The organism is Sphingomonas psychrolutea (assembly GCF_014636175.1).
Taxonomy (GTDB): domain Bacteria; phylum Pseudomonadota; class Alphaproteobacteria; order Sphingomonadales; family Sphingomonadaceae; genus Sphingomonas; species Sphingomonas psychrolutea.
The window spans coordinates 167,514-190,042 of sequence record NZ_BMDW01000001.1 but is presented as its reverse complement, the minus strand read 5'-3'; the positions used below and the strand labels follow the sequence as shown (position 1 = coordinate 190,042).

The following is a 22,529-nucleotide window of genomic DNA, read 5'->3' as shown; positions in this document are numbered from 1 at the left end:
ATGCTACGCATTGGCAAACCTAAGTATGCTTATTATATGGATGTCATGAGCGACTCGATTGCCTTTCTAATCAGCGATGTTTCACGCCTGATGCGCCGCCGCTTCGATGAGCGCGCACGGCTGATCGGCGTGACGCGGACGCAGTGGCGTGTGCTGAAATTCCTGCAGCGCGACGAGGGGATCAATCAGGGCGGGCTTGCCGATTTGCTCGAGGTCGAGCCGATCAGCCTGTGCCGGATGATCGATCGGCTCGAAGATGGCGGCCTAGTCGAGCGTCGCCGTGATCCGAAGGATCGCCGTGCCTGGCAAATTTTCCTGACCGAGCGCGCGCATCCGTTGTTGAACGATCTGACGAAAATCTCAGAGGGTCTGCTCGGCACTGCGCTCGCCGGAATTCCGCAAAGCAACCATGAAGTCGCTGTCGCGGTGCTCGAGCGCATCTATTCCAATCTATCCGACACGCATGAAGACAGTGAGGCCGCCAATGGCTGATGCAGACCCCAGGATCGATCGGGCGAGTGCGACCGAGACCGAGACCGTCATTCTTGCGCCGCCGCTGACCGGGATGACCGAGGCCCCGGCCAAACGCCGCGTGTGGCTTTGCCCGGTCCTGATGATCAGCGTGCCGTTGCTGCTGATCGCGATTGCGGGCTATTTCTGGCTGACCGCCGGGCGTTTTGTGTCGACCGACAATGCCTATCTCCAACAGGATAAGGTCTCGGTTTCCGCCGACGTGGCCGGGCGGATCGTCGAGGTCGCGGTGCGCGAGAATCAGCCGGTCAAGGCTGGGCAATTGCTGTTCCGGATCGACCCCGCGCCGTATCGCATCGCACTGGCGCAGGCCGAGGCGGCGATTGCGACCGCGCGCGTCCAGGTTAGCACGCTCGCCACCGATAGCGGCAGCGCTGCCGCCGACATATCGAGCGCCAAGGCCGATATCGCGCTGGCGCAGGCGACCTATGGGCGGCAGGCCGAGTTGATGAAGCAAGGCTTCACGACGCGAGCAAGCTTCGACGCCGCCGCGCAACAGGTGGCGGCGGCCCGCGCGCGGCTCGCAACCGCGAATGCCAGCGCGAACAAGGCGCGCGTGCAAGTCGGCAGCGGTACTGGCGGATCGGGCGCACCGGCCGCCGTGCAGGCGGCCATGGTCCAGCGCGACAAGGCCGCGCTCGATCTGGCGCGGACCGCAGTCTATGCGCCGGTCGCGGGTACGATCAGCCAGTCGGACCGATTGCAGGTCGGGCAGATGATGATCACCGGGCTCCCCGCCGTCAGCGTCGTTGCCGCGCATGCGGCGTGGGTCGAGGCGAATTTCAAGGAGACCGACCTTAACAAAATGTGCGTGGGTCAGCCCGCCGAAATGGCGTTCGAAGCTTATGGCGGGCTGAAGCTCAAGGGTCACGTCCAATCGATCGGGGCGGGTACCGGGTCGGAATTTTCGGTGCTTCCGGCGCAGAATGCGACCGGCAATTGGGTCAAGGTGACGCAGCGCGTGCCGGTGCGAATCGCGATCGACGCAGCGAGTCCGCGTCCGCTGATCGCCGGGCTCAGCACCAATGTCACGGTCGACGTGCGTGGCCACTGCTAACCCGAGCGACCGCGAGGAGGCCGACCGGCTCGCCCGCACGCCATCGACCGAGGAGGCGGTCCCGTTCGAGGAGCGCGCCGCGCTCTCCACCAGAAACCGCCCGCTGCTGACGATCGGCGTGATGGCCGCGACGATCATGCAGATCCTCGATTCGACGATCGTCAACGTTGCTTTGCGCGACATGACCGCGTCGCTCGGCGCGACTGCCGATACGATCACCTGGGTGCTGACCAGCTATATCGTGGCGTCGGCCGTGGCGATTCCGCTGACCGGCTGGCTCGCTGACCGGATCGGGTCGCGTAACCTGTTTCTGGGCGCAGTGGTCGGCTTCGTGATCGCGTCGATGCTGTGCGGGCTCGCGACCAATTTGCCCGAAATGGTGGTGTTCCGGATCCTGCAAGGCATTGCGGCGGCGTTCATGAACCCGCTTAGCCAGACGGTGATGATGGACATCAACCCGCGTTCCAAACAGGCGGCTGCGATGTCGATCTGGGGCATGGGGATCATGGTCGGGCCGATTTTGGGGCCGGTGATCGGCGGCTGGCTGACCGACAATTATGATTGGCGCTGGTGCTTTTACGTCAACGTGCCGATCGGTGCGGTGTGCTTCGCGATCCTGTGGACGTTGCTGCCGTCGCGTAAGATCACACGGCGCGGGTTCGATTTGTTCGGCTTCGCGACGCTGGCGGTGGCGATCAGCGTGTTCCAGCTGATGCTCGATCGCGGCCAGACGCAGGACTGGTTCAGTTCGTGGGAAGTGTGGACCGAAGGGATGGTCGCCTTGGGCGCAGGGTGGCTGTTTCTGGTGCAATTGCTGACCGCGAAGAACCCGATGTTCGACCGCGCACTGTTCCTCAATCGCAATTTATTGACCGGCATCGGTTTCATGCTCGTCATCGGCGTGCTGATGACCGCGACGATTGCGTTGCTGCCGCCGATGTTGCAAACGCTCTATGGCTATCCCGTGCTCGATGCCGGGATCCTGCTGATGCCGCGCGGGATCGGGATTGTCGGCTCGATGTTCGTCGCTGGTCAGTTGATGAAGCGGCAGGTCGATCCGCGGTTTTTGGTCGGCGGCGGGCTGCTGATCGCGGCTTGGTCGCTGTATGACATGACCGGTTGGACGATCGAAATGGACGCGCGGCCCTTCGTCGTTACTGGATTCATTCAGGGCATCGGGCTTGGCCTCGTCTTCATCCCGCTCAATATTATGGCGTTCGGCACGCTTTCACCGCATTATCGCACTGAGGCGTCGAGCCTGATGAACTTGTCGCGCAATATTGGCGGATCGGTTGGCATTTCGGTGGTGACGGCGTTGCTGGCGCGCAACATCCAGACGAGCCATGCGGAACTGGCGCAGCACATTCCCGATCCTGGCCTGGTCGCGAACGATCCGGTGGCGAGCTCGATCACCGGCGGATCGACCGACGCGGTGCTCGCCATCGCCGATGCAATGGTCAATGCGCAGGCGGCGATGATCGCCTATCTCGACGATTTCAAGCTGATGATGATCCTGACGCTGTGTGCCGTGCCGCTGGTGCTGCTGCTCCAGCGACCTGCGCCACCGAAGCCCGGCGACGAACCGATCCACGTCGCGGTCGATTAGCGCTTTTTCCGTTGCGCAGCCGTCACCTTTGGCGGAGTCGTGCGTTGGCGACGCCATGCAGAAACTCTGGTTCATCACCAATCCGAAATCCGGCACGGCGACCCCGGCCAAGGCCGATGCGCTCGCCGCATTGTTCGTCGAAAGCGACCTGACGCTCGTTGGGCGGACGGCGTTCCCGGATGACGCGCTGCCGACCCCCGAATCGCTCGATGCGGCGGGGGTGGATACCGCGGTGCTGTATGCTGGCGATGGCACGATCAATGCGGCGGTGGCGGCGCTGGCCGAGTGGAACGGCGCGATCCTGATCTTGCCCGGTGGCACGATGAATATGCTCGCCAAGCTGCTCCACGGCCCGGCGGACCCGGCGGCGATCATTGCGGCGGCGGTGACACAGGAGCGCACGGTCGCGCTGCCGTGCGTCGAAGTGGCCGGACAGCGCGCGTTGGTCGGGCTGATCCTCGGGCCGGCGGCGAATTGGGTGCGCGCGCGCGAACTGGTCCGGGCCGGACGGTTGCGCGGGCTGGGGCGCGCACTGCGGCATGCGTGGCGGCGGACGTTCGGGCGCGGCATCCGGCTCGATGGGGTGCCGGGGCTCAAGCACGGTGCGCAGGCGGTGCTGGTTCGCGCCAAGGCCGGGCATCTCGATGTCGCGGCGATCGATGCACGCGATTTTCGCGCCCTGACCAGGCTGGGCTGGGAATGGCTGACCGGGGATTGGGTTGCGGCCTCCGAGGTGACGCAGTGCCATACGCGCGAATTCCGCACGCGCGGCGATAAGCCCGCGCTCGCGTTGGTCGACGGCGAGCCGATCATGCTGGAACCGCGCAGTGTGGTGCGTGTAAGCATGACGCGTGACCGGTTCGTCACGACGCTCCCGGAGGCTTGATGCGTCTGTTCCATGTCAGCGATGTGCATTTCGGGCGTGAGGATCCCACGGCGATCGCGTGGTTCGAAGCCGTGGTGAAGGCGGAGCAGCCCGATGCGGTGATCATGACCGGCGACTTGACGATGCGCGCACGGCGGCGGGAATTCGCGGCCGGGCTCGGCTGGCTGCAACGCCTTGGCGTGCCGGTAACGGTCGAGGTCGGCAATCACGATCTGCCCTATTTCAATCCGATCGATCGTTTCTTCCGCCCCTATCAACGGATGGGCGCGATCAAGCGCCTTGTGGAAGTGCCGCTCGATTTGCCCGGCGTTGCGATCGTGCCGCTGGTGACGACCGCGCGGGCGCAGTGGCGGTGGAATTGGTCGAAGGGCAAGGTGAGCAAGGGCGCGCTCGCGCGGGCGCTGGCGTTGCTCGCGGAGGTGCCCAAGGGCAAGCTCGTGTTCATCGCGTGCCACCACCCGCTGATCGAGGGCGCGACGTCGGCATCGGCTCGGACGCATCGCGGTGCCGATGCGCTGGCCGCCTTGGCCGAGGCGGGGGCACATGCGGTGCTGACCGGGCATGTCCATGATCCGTTCGACATCACCCACGTTATCGACGGGCAGACGATCCGGATGATCGGCGCGGGGACGCTGTCCGAACGCACCCGCACGACCCCGCCGTCGTTCAATGAGATTCGGGTGGATGGCGCGCAATTCGATGTCGTGGTGCGGGCGATGGATAGCGCGCCGGACGAAGTGCTGGTGCGCGAGCGGGCGGAGTAGAAGTTTTTCCTTTTGCTTCCCCGGCGAAGGCCGGAAGGGGACTGGCGCTCAGAACACGCCTTGCCGCACCCCGCCGCATCGATATGCTGGCGCAATGAAACCAGCCCTCCTGTTCGCTCCGCTTGCGCTGCTTGCAGCGCTTCCCGCTTACGCCGCGCCGTCCGACGTCGATGCCCGCGTCGCGCGCGTGCTTAAGGCGACACCGCTGATCGATGGGCATAATGACTGGGGCGAGACTTTGGTCGGCGTCGCGGGCGATGCGCGCTGGACGATCGACCTAAACCGGCTCGATCCGGCCAAGTTCGACACCGACATTGTGCGGCTGCGCAAGGGGCAGGTCGGCGGGCAATTCTGGTCGGTCTATGTGCCGGCAAGCTTGCCCGGCCCCGAACAGGTCGAGGCGACGCTCGACCAGATCGGGCTGATGCAGCAAATCTTTGCGCGCTATCCCACGGTGTTCGAACCGGCTGTCACCGCTGCCGACGTCCGTCGCATCCACGCGGCAGGGCGGATCGCGTCGCTGCTCGGGGTCGAGGGCGGCGGGCAGATCGACGGCAAATTTTCGGTGCTACGCGCCTATCGGCGGCTTGGCGCGTCGTACCTGACGCTGACCCATTCCCGGACGATCGCCTGGGCCGATTCGGCGACCGACGACCCGCAGCACGATGGCTTGACCAAGTTCGGTGAGGCGGTGGTGCACGAGCTCAACCGGCTCGGCATGCTGGTCGATCTCAGCCATGTCAGCGAAGCGACGATGCGTGATGCGTTGCGCGTCACCACGGCACCGGTGATTTTCTCGCATTCCTCGGCGCGCGCGCTCGACGATCATCCACGCAATGTATCGGACGCGGTGCTCAAACTGCTCGCGGCGAATGGCGGCGTCATCATGGTCAATTTCGCGCCGAGCTACATCTCGGAAGAGCGGCGGGTGTGGGAGGCGGCGCGCAATGGCGAAATCGCCAGCTACAACGCGCCGCCATTCGGCGGGCTGTATATCGGCCAGCCCGACAAGGCCAAGGCGGCGCTTGCCGCGTGGGAACAGGCGCACCCCCGGCCGATTGTGACGCTCGCGAAAGTCGCCGACCATATCGACCATATCGCGAAGGTGGCGGGCGTCGATTATGTCGGCCTGGGCGGCGACATGGATGGCGTGCCTGATCTGCCGCAAGGGCTGGACGGAGTCGATACCTATCCCGCGTTGCTCGCGGAACTCGCGCGGCGCGGGTGGAGCGACGGCGATCTTGCCAAGCTTGCGGGCGGCAACGTGCTGCGCGCGATGGAGGGGGCGGAACGCGCCGCGCTGGCGCTGCGGCGTGAACCGATGGCGACCGGGACCGTGGCTGCGATCGACGCCCGCTGACACATCGCTTTTACATTTGCGATTATCGTTAAATCTTAACGGGTAACGCGCCATTGTCGCGGGATGCACGAACGTCTCACACCCCCGTCCGCCGTGGCAGCCGGTTGCAAGGGATGCCGCGATGGCGCGACATTCGACTTGCCCTTCTCGATGGCGTTCCAGCCGATCGTCGATATCGAGCAGGAATGTGTGTTTGCGTATGAAGCGCTGGTGCGTGGCATGGGCGGCGAATCGGCGTCCAGCATCCTGAGCCAGGTGAGCGATGCCAATCGCTACGGCTTTGACCAGCAATGCCGGGTCAAGGCGATCGAAGCCGCGACTCGGGCTGGCATCCTCGCCACCCCGGCGCGCCTGTCGATCAATTTCCTGCCCAATGCGGTCTATTCCGCCGCCGCCTGTATCCAATTGACGCTCAAGACCGCGCGGGCAAATGCTTTCCCGAGCGACCGGTTGATCTTCGAATTCACCGAGAATGAGGAGATGGCCGACCCTCAGCATGTTTCCAAGATCATCGCCACGTATCAGCAAATGGGTTTCGGTACCGCGATCGACGATTTCGGCGCAGGCTATGCCGGGCTGAACTTGCTCGCACGGTTTCAGACCGACCTGATCAAGCTCGATATGGATCTGATCCGGGGTCTCGATACCAGTATGCCGCAGCGGATGATCGTCGGCGGTGTGGTCAGAATGTGCGACGCGCTCGGCGTCAAGGTCATCGCCGAGGGGATCGAGACGGCGGGCGAGTTGAAGGCGCTGCGCGAGATCGGCGTACGCTACATCCAGGGTTTCTATTTCGCGAAACCTGGGTTCGAACATCTGCCGGAAGTGCACTTCGCGGTGCAGTTCGGACAGCAATCGCTCACCGGATAAGCGTTAGTCGGTACCGTTCAGCGCAGCCAGCGTGTCATCGCCGGATAAGCGGCGTTGCTCGTCAGGCCGTAACCGACGAGCAAATGCACCCCGAGATAAACCCCCATTTGAAAGCTCATTGCCAGCGACGGCCCGTTGCCGCGATAGCCATCGCCGTGGAACACAATCGCCGGATCGAGCCCGATCGCCCGGGCGGCGGCGTAAGACCAGCAGATCGCGGCAAGCTCCTCGCTCTGATTGTCGGCGACCGTTTCGAGCGTATCGCGCACCGCCGGATCGGTTACGGCGATATGGCCGGCTTCGTGCAACAGGTCGCCGGGATAGGTCAGCCGCGCGGGGTCGACCAGCAAGGTGCCGCGCGTCACCGTCATGGCGGGGAGGAGCGTATCCTCTGGTAGCGGCGTCAGGACCACGGGAATGCCGATGCCGTCGAGAAAGGCGACGATTTTGGCGGTTATGAGGTCGGGGGCGGGCATTGGCAGAGTGTATCGTTACGCTGGCGCTGCGTCATCCCTGGCGGGGGGGGGGATACGAAAAGGGCGGCCCGTTTCCGGACCGCCCTTTCAATATTTCTGCATCGCGCCGTCACGGAGTAAATCCATGACGTTAGACGGGACGGCTGTGCCGCCCGTCGGCCGACGCTACGAGTCTTAACGCTTCGAGAACTGGAAGCTGCGGCGTGCCTTCGCGCGGCCGTACTTCTTGCGCTCGACCGTGCGGCTGTCGCGGGTCAGGAAGCCTGCTGCCTTGACCGGCGCACGCAGGATCGGTTCGAACTTGGTGATCGCCTGGCTGATGCCATGCTTCACGGCGCCGGCCTGGCCGGAAAGCCCGCCGCCCTTGACGGTGCAATTGACGTCATACTGGCCTTCGCGCTCGGTCACGCCGAACACCTGGTTGATGACGAGACGCAGCGTCGGACGCGCGAAATACACTTCCTGGTCGCGGCCGTTGATCATGATCTTGCCCGTGCCGGGCTTGATCCAGACGCGTGCGACGGCGTCCTTACGACGGCCGGTCGCGTAAGCGCGGCCGAACTTGTCGAGGATCTGTTCGCGCAGCGGCATCGGCTCGGGCACGGGGCCGGAGTTGTTGACCGGCGCGCTGACTTCGGTCGGCACGGTGTCAGTTGCGGCCTGCGTGACCGGCGCGGGGGTGTTGGTCAGGCCGGCGAGATCGGCCAGCGACTGGCGGTTGTCGGACATTATGCGCCCACCTTATTCTTGCGGTTCATGGCTCCGATGTCGAGGACTTCGGGGTTCTGGGCCTCGTGCGGGTGCTCGGTGCCGGCGAAGACGCGCAGGTTGCGCATTTGCGCGCGACCCAGCGGACCGCGCGGAATCATCCGCTCGATCGCCTTTTCGATGATCCGCTCGGGGAAACGACCCTCGAGGATCTTGCCGGCTGCGACGCCCTTGATGCCCCCGGCATAGCCGGTGTGGCGATAATAGATCTTGTCCTTGAGCTTGTTGCCCGTGAACCGCACCTTGTCGGCGTTGATCACGATGACATTGTCACCGCAATCGACGTGCGGGGTGAAGCTCGGCTTGTGCTTGCCGCGCAGGATGTTCGCGATGATCGACGCCATACGGCCGACGACCAGACCGTCGGCATCGACGATGATCCACTTCTTTACCACTTCAGCCGGCAGCGCCGGCTTCGTGGTCTTCATCAGCGCCTTCATGGGGCTTGTGACCTTCTATGCTAAAACGACAGGTGCCGCCCCGAAGGACGGCACCAATGGCGGCCTATTGCTGCGAGGCCGCGTGGAAGTCAAGCAATTGGCGGGTTTCGTGACGGGTAACCTGGTACCGCCGACCTTTATGGGCGGAGTTGCAGCGTCAGGATGGTCTCGATCTGCGTGGCGTGGATCGTCGCGCCGTCGCTCAATCGTGTCTCGGCGATGTCGCGCGCATCGCGCAGCAGCCCGGTTGCGGCATCGATATGACGGGTCGTGCTGATCGTGGCGGTGGGCAGATGCGCTGGTGTTGCGACGTCGTGGCCATGCGTTTCGGGCGTGGCGCGGGCATCGACGCCGCCGGACGCCTTGACCTCGATCGTGATGATCCCGCCTGCGCTGCGTGTGGTCTCGATTCCGCTAAGCGCGGTACCGGGCGCGAGCGGCGGCCGGCTGGGCACGGAGACCGGGCGCTGGCCCGGCGTGCGATCGGCTGTGGGACTGGCGATGACAGGGGTCAGGATCGAGCGCAGCATCGCGGCCTTGCGCTCTGGGGGCAGCGTGCGCAGCGGGCTGGTGAGGACGCGCGCATCGCCGCTGCGTACGCGCCGGGCGCTGATCCGATCGATCGCGTCGGCGATCAGCGCGATCGCGCTATCGGCATCGGCGACGTCAACGATCGCGCCGCTGGCATCGACCTGATAGCGGATCGGGCGGTCGAGCAAGGCGCCCGTCGCCGCGCGGAACATCGCCCCGACCTCGTCACCGGCCTGGTCATCGATCGTGTCGAGCGTCACCGTTACGGCATACCCGGTGTCGGTCTTGTGGAACACGACAGTGCGGCTGGCCTGGAAGCGCCGCGCGACGCCGTCCGCGGTACGGGTTTCGATGGTGTCGTAACGGTAGGGGCGATCCTCGACCGGGCGAAATTCCGCCGCCGCTGCGCTCGACCATAGCAGGACCGACAGACCGAACCCGGCGCGAATCACGCGGTGCGGCGGCTCACCGCATGCGCCGCTGCGGTCGCCGCGATCAGCGTCAGCGCGGCATTGGCCTGATGTGCGACCGCGATGACGATCTCGACACCGCTCAGCAAGGTCGCGATGCCGAGGATGATCTGGAAGCCAACCAGCGCGATAACGGCCCAGCCGATGCGCGGCGCTCCGGCCCGGATCGCCTTGGTCCCCAGCCAGACGATCCCCGCCGCCGCGACGAAGGCGAGCCAGCGATGGATGAATTGCACCGCCACCGGATTATCGACCGCATTGCGCCATAGCGGATCGGTTAGCGGTGTCGCGGCCGGGAAGATTTCGTCGCCCATCAGCGGCCAGCTCGAAAAGGCATAGCCCGCATCGAGCCCGGCGGTGAACGCGCCGAACATGATCTGCGCGAAGAGCAGGAGTAGCGCCGCGCCCGCAAAAGCACGCAGCCGCGCCGGGTTGGCGAGCCGGTTGGCCGCAAGATCGCGCAAATCGAGCGCGGTCCACACCGTGCCGGCGAGCAGGGTGAGCGCGGTGACAAGGTGGACGGCGAGGCGGACGTGGCTGACATCGGTGCGCTTGGCGAGACCCGACGACACCATCCACCAGCCGATCGCGCCCTGGAAACATACCAAGGCGACGAGCGCGAACAGCCGCGGGGCATAGCCGCGCGGAATCCGCCCCGCCGCCCAAAAGGCGAGCAACGGCAGCAGATAGGCCGCTCCAACGACGCGCCCGAGCAAGCGGTGGATATATTCCCAGAAGAAGATCGCCTGGAACCCGGCCATCGTCATGCCGCGGTTGAGCTGCTGATATTCCGGGATTTTCTTGTAATTATCAAACTCGGCTTGCCACTGCGCACCGGTGAGCGGCGGGATAATCCCGCTGATCGGTTTCCACTGCGTGATCGAAAGTCCCGATTCGGTCAGCCGCGTGATGCCGCCGATGACGACCATCGCGACGACCAGCGCGGCGACGATAAAGAGCCAGTTCGACAGCGTGCGCGGACGAAGGCGGGTGGGAAGCGTGGATGCTTGGAGCATGACGCTGCCTTACGCCCCCGTAAGGCCCGCGTCGATTGTGGATTTTGGGTGTGCGGGTGCAAATTTTGGGGGTGGGGCATGGTTGCGGGGTTTGCTGGGTCGCAGATCGACGGCGTTCAGAAACGCCGATCGCTTAAGCTGCGGCCCGTTGGATCGGTCGATAACGACACCGTGCGCCAATCACGGCCGGGCCACAGCCCTCGATTTGAGCCGGAATCTGCCAATGGCGCGACCATAAGCGCAACCGTTGTCCCAGTTCGGCGAGGCCGGTACGTCGCTACATGCTTGGCGTGGCAATCCGGCCGAATGTGGCACGGCCGTTCCGGATTGCACGTCTAATTGGGTGCTGGGCAAGGCCGGCATCGGCAATCGGCCCGGCGATCCGCCACATCAGGAATGCGAGCGCGATGCCAACGACACCGTCGATCGCGTAGTGCCAGCCAAGGTGGACTGACCCGAACAGAATGAGTGCGCTATACGGCACCGCCAGCCACAGCCAATGGCGGCTGAAACCCATCACGAAGCACAGGAACAATGTGGATAACGCATTGTGCATCGACGGCAGCGCCGCGATGCCGCCGCCATCCGCGATGCTGGGCGCGCCCAAAAGCGACTGCAGTTTTGCTTGGGCGGCGAGCGATTCAAATCCGGGATAGCCGTTGGCGACAAGGCTAGCCTGTTGCGCTGCAAGCGTGTTGGTCAATTCGGCGAACTGCAGATTCTGGTGGTAAAATGCTTCGAAGCAAGGCCCCACCGCCGGCACCAGTGCCGCAACAAGGCTCGTCGGAACGATGATCAGCATCGCAAAAGACAGCGTGTGTCGGAGGCGGTGGCGCGAATCGAGCGGCAGGAACGTGCAGATCGCAATTCCCATTGTCATCGGAAAGAAGAAGGGATGATAGGCCAGATCGATGATCCGCGTGGCCTCTGCACTGGGCAGCAGAGTATGGGTCAGCCGCCAAGGATCGGTACCGAAGACGCTACGATCTATCCCTGCGAGAACGCCGTCATAGCCATATCCCGTCGATGGCAGCATTCGCTGCTTGAAAACGTTATACGCGGTGCCAACCAAGATTGCGGTGAGCAAGGGCGTCAGGAAGGGGAGCCCCCATCCGGGGCGGATGCGCGTCCGGACGAACGTGCGGACGATATCGGTGACCGACTCATCGATCCCGTACCGGTGGTTGTACGCCATTTTGCCAAGCAACATGACGGGCGCGACAAGCGTTATCGCGCAGATAAAGCCCTTACTTTTCAGCCGAGCGACCGACGTCCAGTCGATCAAGGGATCGCGCACGAGCAGGTAGACGCAAGTCGCGTAGAGAAATGCGAAGATAAATGGCATCACAATCGGCTGAAGCGGCGGCATCGTATAGCCGTCGTCTGCCTTGATTCTGGAGGATCGCCGAATAGTCGGGGTCATCGGCTCCGCTCCCTGCGGCGTCGCCACAATGTCCCGGCGAGCATGGCCGTCGCGACGGATCGCGATAACCACGGTTTAGCGTATAAACGCCCTCGCGCGCTCTGGATCATCAAACCTGACAGCGACCAAAGGGCGATGGTCGCCACAAACGCCACGACGCCGTCGAGCGCATAATGCCAGCCGAGATGGATCGAACCGATCCAGACGATGGCGGCATAGCCCGTCATGATTCGCCCCAGCGAACGCGACAGATGCCAGGCGACACAAGCGAACAGCACCGCCAAGGCGTTGTGGAGCGACGGCATCGCCGAAATACCCCCGCCCATCACGATCGTTCCGTGCTTGAAGTTGACAAGAAGATGCTGCTGATAGGTGAGCGCACTCAGCCCGCTCGCGCCATGCATCCGGAGCGTCGCATCCTCGGACGCCAGCAATTGTGACAGCTCGGCAAAGCGCCCCGCTTGGTGCTGGAACTCAGCAAAGTAAACTGGCCCAGCGGCGGGAAAAGCATAGGCCATGAGTGACCCGAGCACGATCCAAAGGAGACAGTAAGAAAGCAGGTAGCGCCACGACAGAATTGAGCCCGGCTTCGCAAAAGCGCAAAATGCCACGCCGAGCGTCATCGGCGCGAACCACGCGTGATACGCCAGATCCAACGCCTGGGTCGACCAAGGCGAGGCAAACAGAATGTGGGTGATGCGCCAGGGATCGGTCCCAAACAGCGTCCGGTCCGCATCAGCAAACCATGGACCATAGCCAAAGCCAGCGCCTCGCAACGCCGATTGCTTGAAAAACGTGAATGCGGTCATCAGAACGATGAAAGTCAGCAAGGGTTGCCATAACGACAGACCTCGGTCGACCCGCCATCGTTCCAACAAAAAATGACAGATCAGTGACGTGACCGAAGTCGCCTCGCCCCGACGTCGACGGATCCAGACCGCATAGACCAGTATCGCGCTTGCGTTAAAAACACATGCCGCCATGATAGCAGATACGTAGCCCGTGCAAAGTGCGATCAGTTCTGCTGTATGACCACTACCCCAGCACATTATAACGACAAACGCATATGTTGTAGCAACAATTAATGGTGCAGCAACAACAAAAGGGTTGCTGATCGAATCAGAGCTCATGCAGCGTTAAATAACAATGCGCTCCTTACCGGTACGTTACTTTCGCATCAAAATATCTTGTAGTGAAGGATCAGCAAAGATCTCCGGACAGCGCTCCGTTGCCGCAGCGCTGTGCGGCGGGGCATGATTCGCTCAAGTGGGGCGCGGTGTTGGTGCGGCGTCACGGGGCGCGGCACATAGGAAATGCCCACGCCGCTCAAAAACCGTAAGATGATATGTTGTAACTTGTCGCTCGCCGTGCCACATGGCGGCCAGCATGACGACTCTCGCTTACACCCCCGCGGTCAACTGGATCGAGCAGCGCTTCGATAATATGGCGATCGGCCTGTCGGGGCTGTGCGTGGTGCATTGCATCGCGAGTTCGGTGTTCATCGCGCTGGCCTCGACCGCAGGCGGGCTATTGCTCAACCCGCTGTTCCATGAAATCGGCCTGACGATCGCGATCGGTTTCGGGATATTGGCACTTGGGCGCGGGATTTTCGCACATGGCTATATGATCCCGGCCGTGGTCGGCTCGGCCGGGCTGGGTACGATGGCGGGGGCGATTTCGCTGCCGCACGACGGGTCTGGCATGGAGACGGTGTGGACGTTGATCGGCGTCGCGATCCTCGCGCTTGGCCACGACCTCAACCGGCGCGCGGCCAGCTAGGCGAGCTCGAAGCGTCTGGCCCCAAGAGTCTGCCGCGAGTCGGCGCATTGCGGGGCGGGTGCCGAGAGCCTATCTCTGGACGATGGCAGCGCATCATCATCACGAGCCGCAAGGCGCCGATCTTGCAACGGCAGCACAAGCAACGCTCGAAAAATCGGGCGAGCAATGGACCGTGATGCGCGCCAATATCTTCCGCGCGCTCGCCGGGTTCGACAAGCCGGCCTCGGCCTATGACATTGCCGAGGCGGTCTCCAAGACCGAGGGGCGCCGCGTCGCCGCCAACAGCGTGTATCGCATCCTCGATCTGTTCGTCGGCGCGAACCTGGCGCGGCGAGTCGAGAGTTCGAACGCATACATCGCCAACGCCCATCCCGATTGCCTGCACGACTGCATCTTCCTGGTGTGCGACACGTGCGGGCAAACCACGCATCTCGATGACGATAGCATCACCCGGGGCGTGCGTCTGGCAGCGGAGGCGGCCGGTTTCTCGCCAGTGCGCCCGGTAATCGAAGTCCGCGGTAAATGCGCGACGTGCGACTGATCTAACGCTTCAGGGCAAGTCCTTGCCCATCCGGACACCGGGCACCGCCGGGCCGGTTTCCGCCATTTTCATCACCCGTTCGATCGGTTGATAGCCGCACGCGAGGTAGAGCGGCTCGCCCGCCAGCGTCGCCATCATCTCGACCCGGCGGAAGCCCGCCGCGCGCGCGGCATCCTCGCACAATGCCAGCACCAGCCGCCCGATCCCGCGCCGGACATAGGCAGGATCGGTATACATCGCGCGGATTCGGGCGGCATCGCGCGCCGGATCGAGCGTGCGGACATCGCGTAGCGCCGCGCTGTGGTCGCCGCCATACAGCGTGGCGCGGTAGCTCCACCCGCCGCAGCCGACCGGCACGCCATCCTGTTCGACCAGGAAATAGGTGCGGTCGGCGATCAATTGCGTATCGAGCCCCATGCTCAACCGGCTCGCCATGACCTGCGCCGAGGAGAGAAAGGGGCGCTGCAGCGACTCGATCGCGCGTTCCATCAGCGTTGCGATCGCGGGGATATCGGCCTCGGTCGCGAGGCGGTAGGTGAGGCCGGGCATCCCCCATATGTGGTGCGCCGATGCATCATTCGTCAAGAAAATGTGGCGTCTCAAAGTGGTGTTGATCCGACAATCGACACGGCCCCGGAGCGGCGCTAAACAGGGGGATGGTTGACGTACTCACAACGCCGTTGCTCGACACGGTCCAGCTCCCCTCCGATCTTCGTGCGCTCGCGCCGACGCAGTTGCGGCAGCTCGCCGACGAGTTGCGCCAGGAAACGATCGCCGCGGTCGGCGTGACCGGCGGGCATCTGGGTTCGGGGCTGGGCGTGGTCGAGCTGACCGTCGCGATTCACTATGTGTTCGACACTCCCAACGACAAGCTCGTGTGGGACGTGGGCCACCAATGCTATCCGCACAAGATCCTGACCGGGCGGCGCGACCGCATCCGCACGCTGCGCATGGGCGGCGGCCTGTCGGGCTTCACCAAGCGCAGCGAGAGCGAGTACGATCCGTTCGGCGCGGCGCATTCGTCGACCTCGATCTCGGCCAGCCTCGGCTTTGCGATCGCCAACAAGATAGCGGGCAAGCCCGGCAAGGGCATCGCGGTGATCGGCGACGGCGCGATGTCGGCGGGCATGGCATATGAGGCGATGAACAACGCGGCCCAAGCCGGCAACCGGCTGGTCGTCATCCTCAACGATAACGATATGTCGATCGCGCCGCCGGTCGGCGGGCTGTCGGCCTATCTCAGCCGAATAGTGTCGAGCCGCGAGTTCCTGGGTTTTCGCGATCTGGCGCGCAAGCTTGCCAAGCATTTGCCCAAGCCGATCGCGGCGGGGATGCGCAAGACCGACGAATTTGCCCGCGGCATCGCGATGGGCGGTACGCTGTTCGAAGAACTCGGCTTTTATTATGTCGGGCCGATCGACGGGCACAACCTCGACCAGTTGATCCCGGTGCTCGAAAACGTCCGCGATGCCGAGGAAGGCCCGATCCTGGTCCATGTCGTGACCAAGAAGGGCAAGGGCTACGGTCCGGCGGAAGCCGCAGCGGACAAATATCACGGCGTGCAGAAGTTCGACGTGATCTCGGGCGTCCAGTCCAAGGCCCCTCCAGGGCCGCCGCAATATCAGAACGTGTTCGGCGCGCAGCTGTCGAAGGAAGCCGAGAGCGACCCGACGATCTGCGCGATCACCGCGGCGATGCCGTCGGGGACCGGGCTCGATGCGTTCAGCAAGGCGCATCCCGACCGCTTCTTCGACGTCGGCATTGCCGAACAGCATGCGGTCACCTTCGCCGCGGGCCTTGCCGCGCAGGGGATGCGGCCATTCTGCGCGATCTATTCGACCTTCCTGCAGCGCGCCTATGACCAAGTCGTCCACGACGTGTGCATCCAGAACCTCCCCGTCCGCTTCGCGATCGACCGTGCGGGCCTCGTTGGGGCGGACGGCGCGACGCATGCCGGGTCGTTCGACGTGACCTATCTCGCCACGCTGCCCAATATGGTGGTGATGGCCCCGGCCGATGAAGCCGAGCTGGTCCATATGACGCACACCGCGGTGCTGCACGATAGCGGGCCGATCGCGATTCGTTATCCGCGCGGCAATGGCACCGGGGTCGAGCTGCCGGCGCAAGCGCAGCAGCTCGAGATCGGCAAGGGCCGGATCGTCCGGCTAGGGCACAAGGTGGCGATCCTCTCGCTCGGCACGCGGCTGGGCGAGGCGTTGAAGGCGGCCGAGGCGCTCGAGGCCCGGGGGCTCAGCACCACCGTCGCCGATCTGCGCTTCGCCAAGCCGCTCGACGAGGACCTCATCCGCAAGCTGCTGACGACGCACGAAGTGGCGGTCACGATCGAGGAGGCCGCGGTCGGCGGGCTCGGTGCGCACGTGCTGACCTTTGCGTCGGATGATGGCTTGATCGATGCCGGGCTCAAGCTGCGCACGCTGCGCTTGCCCGACATCTTTCAGGACCAGGACAAGCCCGAGGTGCAATATGCCCAAGCTGGGCTTGATGCCGATGCGATCGTCGAGACGGTGCTCAAGGCGCTGCGCCACAATTCGGGGACGGTCGCGGAGGGCGCGCGGGCCTGATCGGGACGGGCGCGAACGCGCGACCGATTGCTGCCTGCGGTTTTCGGGATTAGCCTTGACGCTTTCCAGCCGAAGGAAACCGTCATGCGCCTAGCGACCCTGATCCTCCCCACGCTCCTCATCGCAGGGGGCGGCGTTGCGGCTCTTGCCCAGACCGCGCCAGCGGTCGCCCCGGCGGCGAGTTCCCCCGCGAGTGACATCGTGCAGGGCCGCCGTGCGGCGTTCCGCCTGTCGGGCGCCACCCTGGGGAATTTGAAGGCGGCTGCCGCGCGCGGCGATGATCTGACCAAGGTTGCCGGACAGGCCCGCGCACTCGCCGGATGGGCGCGCGCGATCCCCGGCATGTTCCCGGCGGGCAGCAATGTTGCGCCGAGCGAGGCGCTCCCCAATGTGTGGACCGACCGCGCGGGCTTCGCCGCCAAGGCCGCCGACTATGCCGCCGCCGCCGATAAGCTCGCCGAGCTGGCCAAGGCGGGCGACACAGCGGGGTTCACCGCGCAGGTGGATGCGGTGGGCAAGACGTGCGGGGCGTGCCACGCGGTGTATCATGTGCCGCCCAAGGCATGAGCGGGTGCGCGCAAGATTTAGCGCAAGCTAAATCGCGCCTCCAGCGCGCCCGCCGGCCGGCGCGGCCAGCAGCCGCGTCCGACGCCGCGGCTTTGCCGCGGTGCTGTAATACCCCCGCTAAAGTCACACGAGTCACACCATCGCGGGTGCGGGGCGGGCGCTAAAGTCACACCGAGTCGCACCATTGGCGACCTTGCGCCCGGCACCTCAGGCGCCTTCGTCGCGCGGCGGCTGGGGCATGTAATCCTCGGAGACCAGCGCGTCGGGGCTCTCCTCGTCCACATCGGTCAGCGCGCCGAGCGTGGCGGGCAAGGCGGCGCGGGCGCGCTCGATTTGCGCCTCGACCGTTCCGTTGCCGGGGCCGGTCTGGCCGTAGATGAGCGGAAACAGGCGCTGCAGCATGAACATCAGCATCTTGTCCGACGGGATCGACATTTCGGCGATCAGCTTGCCGCCGCGCCAGATCTCGCGCGGGGTGCCGACGATCGCGCGTTTGAACGCGATCGCGACGAGCCGCCCGGTCGCGACCAGCAGCGCGTCGTCCCACGCCTTGGCAAAGGCGGCACCCTTCGGATGGCGGCGCAGCCGGTAGCACGAGCGTGGCGTGATATCCGCCGCCTCCGCCGCGACCGAGACGCAGCCGGTGTCGGCGAGCGCGGCGAGGAAGGTGCGCTGCCGCTCCGCCGTCCATCCGTTGATCCGGTGGCGGGCGAGCTGGACGGCTTCGTAATTGGCGCGTCGTTTCGCAGCATCCTCCGCCGCGATTTTCTCGTCGGCGATGTTCATGTTGATCAGGAGGTCGGGGTTGGGATGGTCGGCGATTTGTTCGTCACTGAACATGGGGTGCTCCTTGGTTGTAGGAGCGCGACTATTTAACCGTTCTGGTTCGTGTAGGACAGCGCGGCGTATTTCCGTAACGGTGTTGGCATACCAATTGGCGCACCCCCACGAATAGCCCTTCCCCGGCGAAGGCCGGGGCCCAGCAGCGAGGCGAATGTGGCGGCGGGAAGCGCTTCGTCATCGACGGCCCGCAACTGGGCCCCGGCCTTCGCCGGGGAAGGGAAGTGGGTTGGCGCCACTTCCCTTGCACCGGGCGCTGGGATATGTTGCCAAAATGGCAATCGTGACTGTCCCTGCCGAGAAAGTGACCGAGGAAGCCGGTGCTGTGGAGCGCGGCCATGCCGCTTGGCAGCGTGCGAAGGTCGAGCGTGGTTCGGCGCAAAGCAAGGACCGCGCGGCGATGATCCCGCTCGAGCAAGTCTGGCGCGATCTCAAGCTTGAGGGTTAGCTTCACGCCGCAAGCGCGGGACGATCTGATCGCGATCCGCGACTGGATCGCACAGGATGATGATCGTGCGGCGGATCGCGTGGTCAGCTGCTATGCGGCCTCCCGCACCAGCGCGCCTGCGGAGTCGAGGCGGCGGTGGAGCGCATCGGCGGAGAGTTCGAAGCCGTTGGGCCATGCCAGCGAACCTGCCTCGATGAACGCGCGCGCGAAATAGGCCGGATCGGCGAGGGGGCGGGTCATCACCGTGTCGCGCGCGATGTAGTCGGCGGCGGACCAGCGGGCGGTCGCGCCATCGGAAAAGGTCAGCCACAGCGTGGCGTCGCCGTCGGGATTGATCTGGACGAGCTTAATCATCGAGGTCTGCTCCGGGGATCATCTCCATCGGCATCAACGAAATGCCGCGCTGCCAGTTTGCCACGAGTTCGGCTTGGTGGTCCAGCGCCCATTGGCGGACGATGCGAGCGGCCTTTTTGGGAAGCGTGCCTGCGACGATCTCGCCGGTCTCGATAGCAACGAACGCTTCGAAGCCCTGATAGGTGGCATGGAAGTGGGGCGGCGGATGATCGTCGAAGTACATTCTGATGACGATGCCGAAGAAGAGCGAGATAATGGGCATCTCTCGATTAAGCTACCGGCCGGAGTTCGATTTCTTCAAGATTGGTTTCTTCCTCGCATTCGTGGCAGAAGGCGTAATCGAATACAGCACCCAACGCCCACTCCTGCTTATCTTGGTCCCAATCGGCCCAAGCGTCGCGCGTAACGGTTTTTCCTCCGCAACGATTGCAAACAAAAGTTACGCGCATCTAGCGTTCCCCGAGTTCTGCGATTGCGCTACTGTATATCGGAGGGTACTTTTATTTCCATTGGGGATGGAGGTAAATCGCTCCGAAACGGACAAGTTTGGGATTCCGATGACAAGTTGGACGGAAGCAGTTGAACAGGCGGTACGACGTCACGTGGCAAACACCGGAGATATGGTATTCGAACGGCAGGCGCTTATTGACGCCGAACTCCTGAACATCGTTGAGCAGACAGGGTCGGTTGGCGCGACTCCTGCGATGACATTAAGCCGCGAACTGCAGGAAATGCGGGATAGAGGATTGTTAGAATTTGTAAATGACAGAGGAACTTATCGTCTTTTGTAATAAGTTATCCAAGCGTATTCGGCCTACGGACACAGATTAGCTGAGTATCGATAATTCGCCATTCGGACGCGCCACGGGCAAAGCCCGTGCCGTCGGTCGGCGCTTTAGGCGCCGCCGGCCGGTCGCGCCTTGAGGCGGGGATTAGCGGCGCTAATCCCGCGCCCGGCGCGACTTACTCCGCCGCCACCCCAGCCCGCGAGAACATATCCCCGCCCTCTGCGTCATCCGCCTCATTCGCCGCAGGCCCAGCCTTCGCCTTCTGCCGCTTATCGAACCCGTCCCACACTTCGTTCCAATTCCCGCGCGTCGCGGCCTTCGAATATTCCGTCGCGCGCTGTTCGAAGAAATTGGCGTGCTCGACGCCGTTGAGCATGGGCGCTAACCACGGCAGCGGATGTTCGTCGATCATGAAGATCGGCTTGAGGCCGAGCTGGCCGAGGCGCCAATCGGCGGTGAAGCGGACGTACTTCTTGATTTCCTTCGCGGTCATGCCGTTGACCGGACCCATTTCGAAGGCGAGATCGACGAAATTGTCCTCGAGATGGACGGTGTGCTGGCACATCTCGCGAATGTCCGATTTCACCGCTTTGGTGAAGCAATCGCGTTCGCGCACGAAGGTGTGGAACAGCTTGATGATGCCTTCGCAGTGCAGGCTCTCGTCGCGGATCGACCAGGTGACGATCTGCCCCATGCCCTTCATCTTGTTGAAGCGCGGGAAGTTCATCAGCATCGCGAAGCTGGCGAAGAGCTGCAGCCCCTCGGTAAAGCCGCCGAACATCGCGAGCGTCTTGGCGATGTCCTCGTCGGTGTCGACGCCGAAATTCTGCAGATAGTCGTGCTTGTCCTTCATCTCGCTATATTCGAGGAAGGCGCCATATTCGCTCTCGGGCATGCCGATCGTGTCGAGCAAATGGCTGTAGGCGGCGATGTGCACCGTCTCCATGTTGCTGAACGCCGCGAGCATCATCTTGATCTCGGTCGGCTTGAAGATACGGCCGTATTTCTCGTGATAGCAATCCTGCACCTCGACATCGGCCTGGGTGAAGAAACGAAAGATCTGCGTGAGCAGGTTGCGCTCATGATCGCTGAGCTTCTGCGCCCAGTCGCGGCAATCCTCGCCCAAGGGCACTTCCTCGGGCATCCAGTGGATTTGCTGCTGACGCTTCCAGAAATCGAACGCCCAGGGGTATTCGAACGGCTTATACTGCTTGCGGGCTTCGGTGAGCGACATCGGGATTTCCTGAAGTGATGGACGAAAAAGGGGGGTGGATCAGAGCAAGTGCGAGAGGCTGAACACCGCATAGCCGAGGCCGAGCGCGATCATGCCGATGCCGAGGCCGCGGCGGCCCGGGCTTTTGGCCGGTGGCGGAGACTTGCCGGCTGACAGCCCCTTGGGCGAGCCGACGACGAATCCGACCACCCAGCCGAAATACACGATATTGAGCGCGATGATAACGCCGAACAGATCAAAGGCATTGGTCAAAATGTCTCACTCCACGGCCGAGGGATATCGGCAAAACTGTTCATGCCGCCATGCTCCAGCGCCACATCGCGGTGGCACTCATCGCCAGCACGATGCACAGCGACAGCGCCATGATGCCGACCATGCGGAAGGCATAGACTTTGGCCTCGCTCGTCTGCCGGATCAGCGCGAGCAGCAGCGCGGTGCCGCTTGCGCCGAACAGCGCTGCGACGACGTACATGATCACGATCGAAACGGTCATCGCCGCACCGTGCGGTTGATATAGACGGTCTTGCTGCGGTGCGACCCGACGCCCAGAAACACGACGCCGATGAAGAAGCCGAAATCATACCAGCCGCCATTGTTGGGCACGGCGTAGACCGCGACATCGGGCACGAACAGCGATGCGACCCACGCGACCGGGAAGATGAAGCCGTGCCACAGCCCGAGCAGGAAGCCGGGTGCGGCAGGCGCGACCGCGCTTGGCACCTGATGCGCGCACGCCGTGAGTAGCAGGGGGGCGAGCAGCAGCGGTCCGGCGAGCAGGGCGCTGCGAAGGCGTAACAATCCCATCATACGTTCTCCCGTGCATCCATTGCGCGGGTAGCGCGTTTGGAGCGAGCAACGATAACGCAGGAGCTACGCAAATGGTCGACGCATCGCAGATTAAAGAACATGCTGAGGTCATCGGCGCGGACGGCGTCCATGTCGGCACCGTCGACCATGTCGAGGGCGGTCGCATCAAGCTGACCAAGAAGGATTCGGGCGCGCAGGTCAACGAAGGTCACAGCGCGCATGAGGGGCATCACCATTACATCCCGCTCGGCCTGGTCGCCGATGTCGAGGACGGCACGGTCCGCCTCTCCGCCAACGCCGACGTGGCGGTGACGTTCGAAGAAGAGAAGTGACCCTTTAAACCCTCTCCCTTTGGGAGAGGGTGGCCGAGCGTAGCGAGGTCGGGTGAGGG

The 22,529-nt window shown here is 63.8% G+C and carries 29 protein-coding genes; 14 read left to right on the top strand and 15 right to left on the bottom strand.

Annotated elements, in window-relative coordinates; translation table 11 throughout:
* Positions 1-45: 45 nt before the first annotated feature.
* The 7 genes from IEV62_RS00945 to IEV62_RS00915 all read left to right on the top strand — a co-directional run bounded on the left by IEV62_RS00945 (position 46) and on the right by IEV62_RS00915 (position 7,074).
* The gene (locus IEV62_RS00945) at positions 46-492 is read left to right on the top strand and encodes a MarR family winged helix-turn-helix transcriptional regulator (protein ID WP_229732741.1); all 447 of its coding nucleotides are present in this window, start codon (positions 46-48) and stop codon (positions 490-492) included.
* Positions 485-1,588, top strand: a complete 1,104-nt coding sequence (locus IEV62_RS00940) for an HlyD family secretion protein (RefSeq protein WP_188444891.1) — start codon at positions 485-487, stop codon at positions 1,586-1,588. The genes IEV62_RS00945 and IEV62_RS00940 overlap by 8 nt, the downstream gene beginning before the upstream one ends.
* Complete coding sequence (locus IEV62_RS00935; RefSeq protein WP_188444890.1) at positions 1,575-3,194, top strand: DHA2 family efflux MFS transporter permease subunit; 1,620 nt, start codon at positions 1,575-1,577, stop codon at positions 3,192-3,194. Before IEV62_RS00940 ends, IEV62_RS00935 begins: the two co-directional genes overlap by 14 nt.
* A gap of 55 nt (positions 3,195-3,249) precedes the next feature.
* Positions 3,250-4,080 carry a diacylglycerol/lipid kinase family protein gene (locus IEV62_RS00930; protein WP_188444889.1) on the top strand — a complete coding sequence of 277 codons (831 nt, stop codon included), beginning with the start codon at positions 3,250-3,252 and terminating at the stop codon, positions 4,078-4,080.
* Positions 4,077-4,844, top strand: a complete 768-nt coding sequence (locus IEV62_RS00925) for a metallophosphoesterase family protein (RefSeq protein ID WP_188444888.1) — start codon at positions 4,077-4,079, stop codon at positions 4,842-4,844. Before IEV62_RS00930 ends, IEV62_RS00925 begins: the two co-directional genes overlap by 4 nt.
* A gap of 94 nt (positions 4,845-4,938) precedes the next feature.
* Positions 4,939-6,204, top strand: coding sequence for a dipeptidase (locus IEV62_RS00920; RefSeq protein WP_188444887.1), 1,266 nt, complete (start codon positions 4,939-4,941; stop codon positions 6,202-6,204).
* A gap of 63 nt (positions 6,205-6,267) precedes the next feature.
* A complete protein-coding gene (locus IEV62_RS00915; protein ID WP_445009361.1) occupies positions 6,268-7,074 on the top strand; it encodes an EAL domain-containing protein in 807 nt (268 codons plus the stop codon).
* Positions 7,075-7,091: 17 nt separating this feature from the next.
* Here the strand turns inward: IEV62_RS00915 and IEV62_RS00910 are convergent, their stop codons facing one another.
* The 7 genes from IEV62_RS00910 to IEV62_RS00880 form a co-directional block, all read right to left on the bottom strand.
* Positions 7,092-7,550, bottom strand: a complete 459-nt coding sequence (locus IEV62_RS00910) for a hypothetical protein (protein WP_188444886.1) — start codon at positions 7,548-7,550, stop codon at positions 7,092-7,094.
* A gap of 174 nt (positions 7,551-7,724) precedes the next feature.
* Complete coding sequence (gene rpsI, locus IEV62_RS00905) at positions 7,725-8,279, bottom strand: 30S ribosomal protein S9 (protein ID WP_188444885.1); 555 nt, start codon at positions 8,277-8,279, stop codon at positions 7,725-7,727.
* Positions 8,279-8,758, bottom strand: coding sequence for a 50S ribosomal protein L13 (gene rplM, locus IEV62_RS00900; protein ID WP_188444884.1), 480 nt, complete (start codon positions 8,756-8,758; stop codon positions 8,279-8,281). The genes rpsI and rplM overlap by 1 nt, the downstream gene beginning before the upstream one ends.
* 137 nt (positions 8,759-8,895) lie before the next feature.
* Positions 8,896-9,741: a hypothetical protein gene (locus tag IEV62_RS00895; protein WP_188444883.1), complete on the bottom strand. Its 846-nt coding sequence runs from the start codon at positions 9,739-9,741 to the stop codon at positions 8,896-8,898.
* The gene (locus tag IEV62_RS00890) at positions 9,738-10,775 is read right to left on the bottom strand and encodes a COX15/CtaA family protein (RefSeq protein WP_188444882.1); all 1,038 of its coding nucleotides are present in this window, start codon (positions 10,773-10,775) and stop codon (positions 9,738-9,740) included. The genes IEV62_RS00895 and IEV62_RS00890 overlap by 4 nt, the downstream gene beginning before the upstream one ends.
* A gap of 277 nt (positions 10,776-11,052) precedes the next feature.
* On the bottom strand, positions 11,053-12,198 hold the full coding sequence (locus IEV62_RS00885; RefSeq protein ID WP_188444881.1) for a phosphatase PAP2 family protein: 1,146 nt from the start codon (positions 12,196-12,198) through the stop codon (positions 11,053-11,055).
* Positions 12,195-13,328 (bottom strand): phosphatase PAP2 family protein, encoded by a 1,134-nt coding sequence (locus tag IEV62_RS00880; protein WP_188444880.1) that lies wholly within the window; start codon positions 13,326-13,328, stop codon positions 12,195-12,197. The genes IEV62_RS00885 and IEV62_RS00880 overlap by 4 nt, the downstream gene beginning before the upstream one ends.
* A 256-nt stretch (positions 13,329-13,584) precedes the next feature.
* Between IEV62_RS00880 and IEV62_RS00875 the strand changes: the two genes are divergently transcribed.
* Together IEV62_RS00875 and IEV62_RS00870 are read left to right on the top strand one after the other, a co-directional pair.
* Positions 13,585-13,977, top strand: coding sequence for a MerC domain-containing protein (locus tag IEV62_RS00875; protein ID WP_188444879.1), 393 nt, complete (start codon positions 13,585-13,587; stop codon positions 13,975-13,977).
* 82 nt (positions 13,978-14,059) lie between these two features.
* Positions 14,060-14,518, top strand: a complete 459-nt coding sequence (locus tag IEV62_RS00870; RefSeq protein WP_188445012.1) for a Fur family transcriptional regulator — start codon at positions 14,060-14,062, stop codon at positions 14,516-14,518.
* Positions 14,519-14,527: 9 nt separating this feature from the next.
* Here the strand turns inward: IEV62_RS00870 and IEV62_RS00865 are convergent, their stop codons facing one another.
* Positions 14,528-15,067 (bottom strand): GNAT family N-acetyltransferase, encoded by a 540-nt coding sequence (locus IEV62_RS00865; protein ID WP_188444878.1) that lies wholly within the window; start codon positions 15,065-15,067, stop codon positions 14,528-14,530.
* 107 nt (positions 15,068-15,174) lie between these two features.
* On the opposite strand from IEV62_RS00865, the gene dxs reads away from it, so the two are divergent.
* Together dxs and IEV62_RS00855 are read left to right on the top strand one after the other, a co-directional pair.
* Positions 15,175-17,100, top strand: coding sequence for a 1-deoxy-D-xylulose-5-phosphate synthase (gene dxs, locus IEV62_RS00860; RefSeq protein WP_188444877.1), 1,926 nt, complete (start codon positions 15,175-15,177; stop codon positions 17,098-17,100).
* 84 nt (positions 17,101-17,184) lie between these two features.
* Positions 17,185-17,667 (top strand): c-type cytochrome, encoded by a 483-nt coding sequence (locus IEV62_RS00855; protein WP_188444876.1) that lies wholly within the window; start codon positions 17,185-17,187, stop codon positions 17,665-17,667.
* Between the two features lie 207 nt (positions 17,668-17,874).
* Here the strand turns inward: IEV62_RS00855 and IEV62_RS00850 are convergent, their stop codons facing one another.
* On the bottom strand, positions 17,875-18,507 hold the full coding sequence (locus IEV62_RS00850; protein ID WP_188444875.1) for a hypothetical protein: 633 nt from the start codon (positions 18,505-18,507) through the stop codon (positions 17,875-17,877).
* A gap of 274 nt (positions 18,508-18,781) precedes the next feature.
* Here IEV62_RS00850 and IEV62_RS00845 point away from each other — a divergent pair, with 274 nt between their 5' ends.
* Entirely contained in the window at positions 18,782-18,955 is a 174-nt protein-coding gene (locus IEV62_RS00845; protein WP_188444874.1) for a hypothetical protein, read from the top strand.
* Between the two features lie 90 nt (positions 18,956-19,045).
* Here the strand turns inward: IEV62_RS00845 and IEV62_RS18140 are convergent, their stop codons facing one another.
* Both IEV62_RS18140 and IEV62_RS00835 read right to left on the bottom strand, forming a co-directional pair.
* Entirely contained in the window at positions 19,046-19,309 is a 264-nt protein-coding gene (locus IEV62_RS18140) for a DUF2442 domain-containing protein (RefSeq protein WP_229732740.1), read from the bottom strand.
* A complete protein-coding gene (locus IEV62_RS00835) occupies positions 19,302-19,532 on the bottom strand; it encodes a DUF4160 domain-containing protein (RefSeq protein WP_229732739.1) in 231 nt (76 codons plus the stop codon). The genes IEV62_RS18140 and IEV62_RS00835 overlap by 8 nt, the downstream gene beginning before the upstream one ends.
* Positions 19,533-19,536: 4 nt before the next feature.
* Here IEV62_RS00835 and IEV62_RS00830 point away from each other — a divergent pair, with 4 nt between their 5' ends.
* The gene (locus tag IEV62_RS00830; RefSeq protein WP_188445024.1) at positions 19,537-20,100 is read left to right on the top strand and encodes a hypothetical protein; all 564 of its coding nucleotides are present in this window, start codon (positions 19,537-19,539) and stop codon (positions 20,098-20,100) included.
* 172 nt (positions 20,101-20,272) lie between these two features.
* Here the strand turns inward: IEV62_RS00830 and IEV62_RS00825 are convergent, their stop codons facing one another.
* From IEV62_RS00825 to IEV62_RS00810, 4 genes are read right to left on the bottom strand one after another with little or no spacing between them, the layout of a single operon-like run.
* A complete protein-coding gene (locus IEV62_RS00825) occupies positions 20,273-21,331 on the bottom strand; it encodes a ribonucleotide-diphosphate reductase subunit beta (protein WP_188444871.1) in 1,059 nt (352 codons plus the stop codon).
* Positions 21,332-21,370: 39 nt separating this feature from the next.
* Positions 21,371-21,583: a hypothetical protein gene (locus IEV62_RS00820; RefSeq protein ID WP_188444870.1), complete on the bottom strand. Its 213-nt coding sequence runs from the start codon at positions 21,581-21,583 to the stop codon at positions 21,371-21,373.
* Positions 21,584-21,623: 40 nt separating this feature from the next.
* Positions 21,624-21,824 carry a hypothetical protein gene (locus tag IEV62_RS00815; protein WP_188444869.1) on the bottom strand — a complete coding sequence of 67 codons (201 nt, stop codon included), beginning with the start codon at positions 21,822-21,824 and terminating at the stop codon, positions 21,624-21,626.
* Positions 21,821-22,138, bottom strand: a complete 318-nt coding sequence (locus tag IEV62_RS00810; RefSeq protein ID WP_188444868.1) for a hypothetical protein — start codon at positions 22,136-22,138, stop codon at positions 21,821-21,823. The genes IEV62_RS00815 and IEV62_RS00810 overlap by 4 nt, the downstream gene beginning before the upstream one ends.
* A gap of 71 nt (positions 22,139-22,209) precedes the next feature.
* On the opposite strand from IEV62_RS00810, the gene IEV62_RS00805 reads away from it, so the two are divergent.
* Positions 22,210-22,470, top strand: coding sequence for a DUF2171 domain-containing protein (locus IEV62_RS00805; RefSeq protein ID WP_188444867.1), 261 nt, complete (start codon positions 22,210-22,212; stop codon positions 22,468-22,470).
* Positions 22,471-22,529 lie beyond the last annotated feature (59 nt).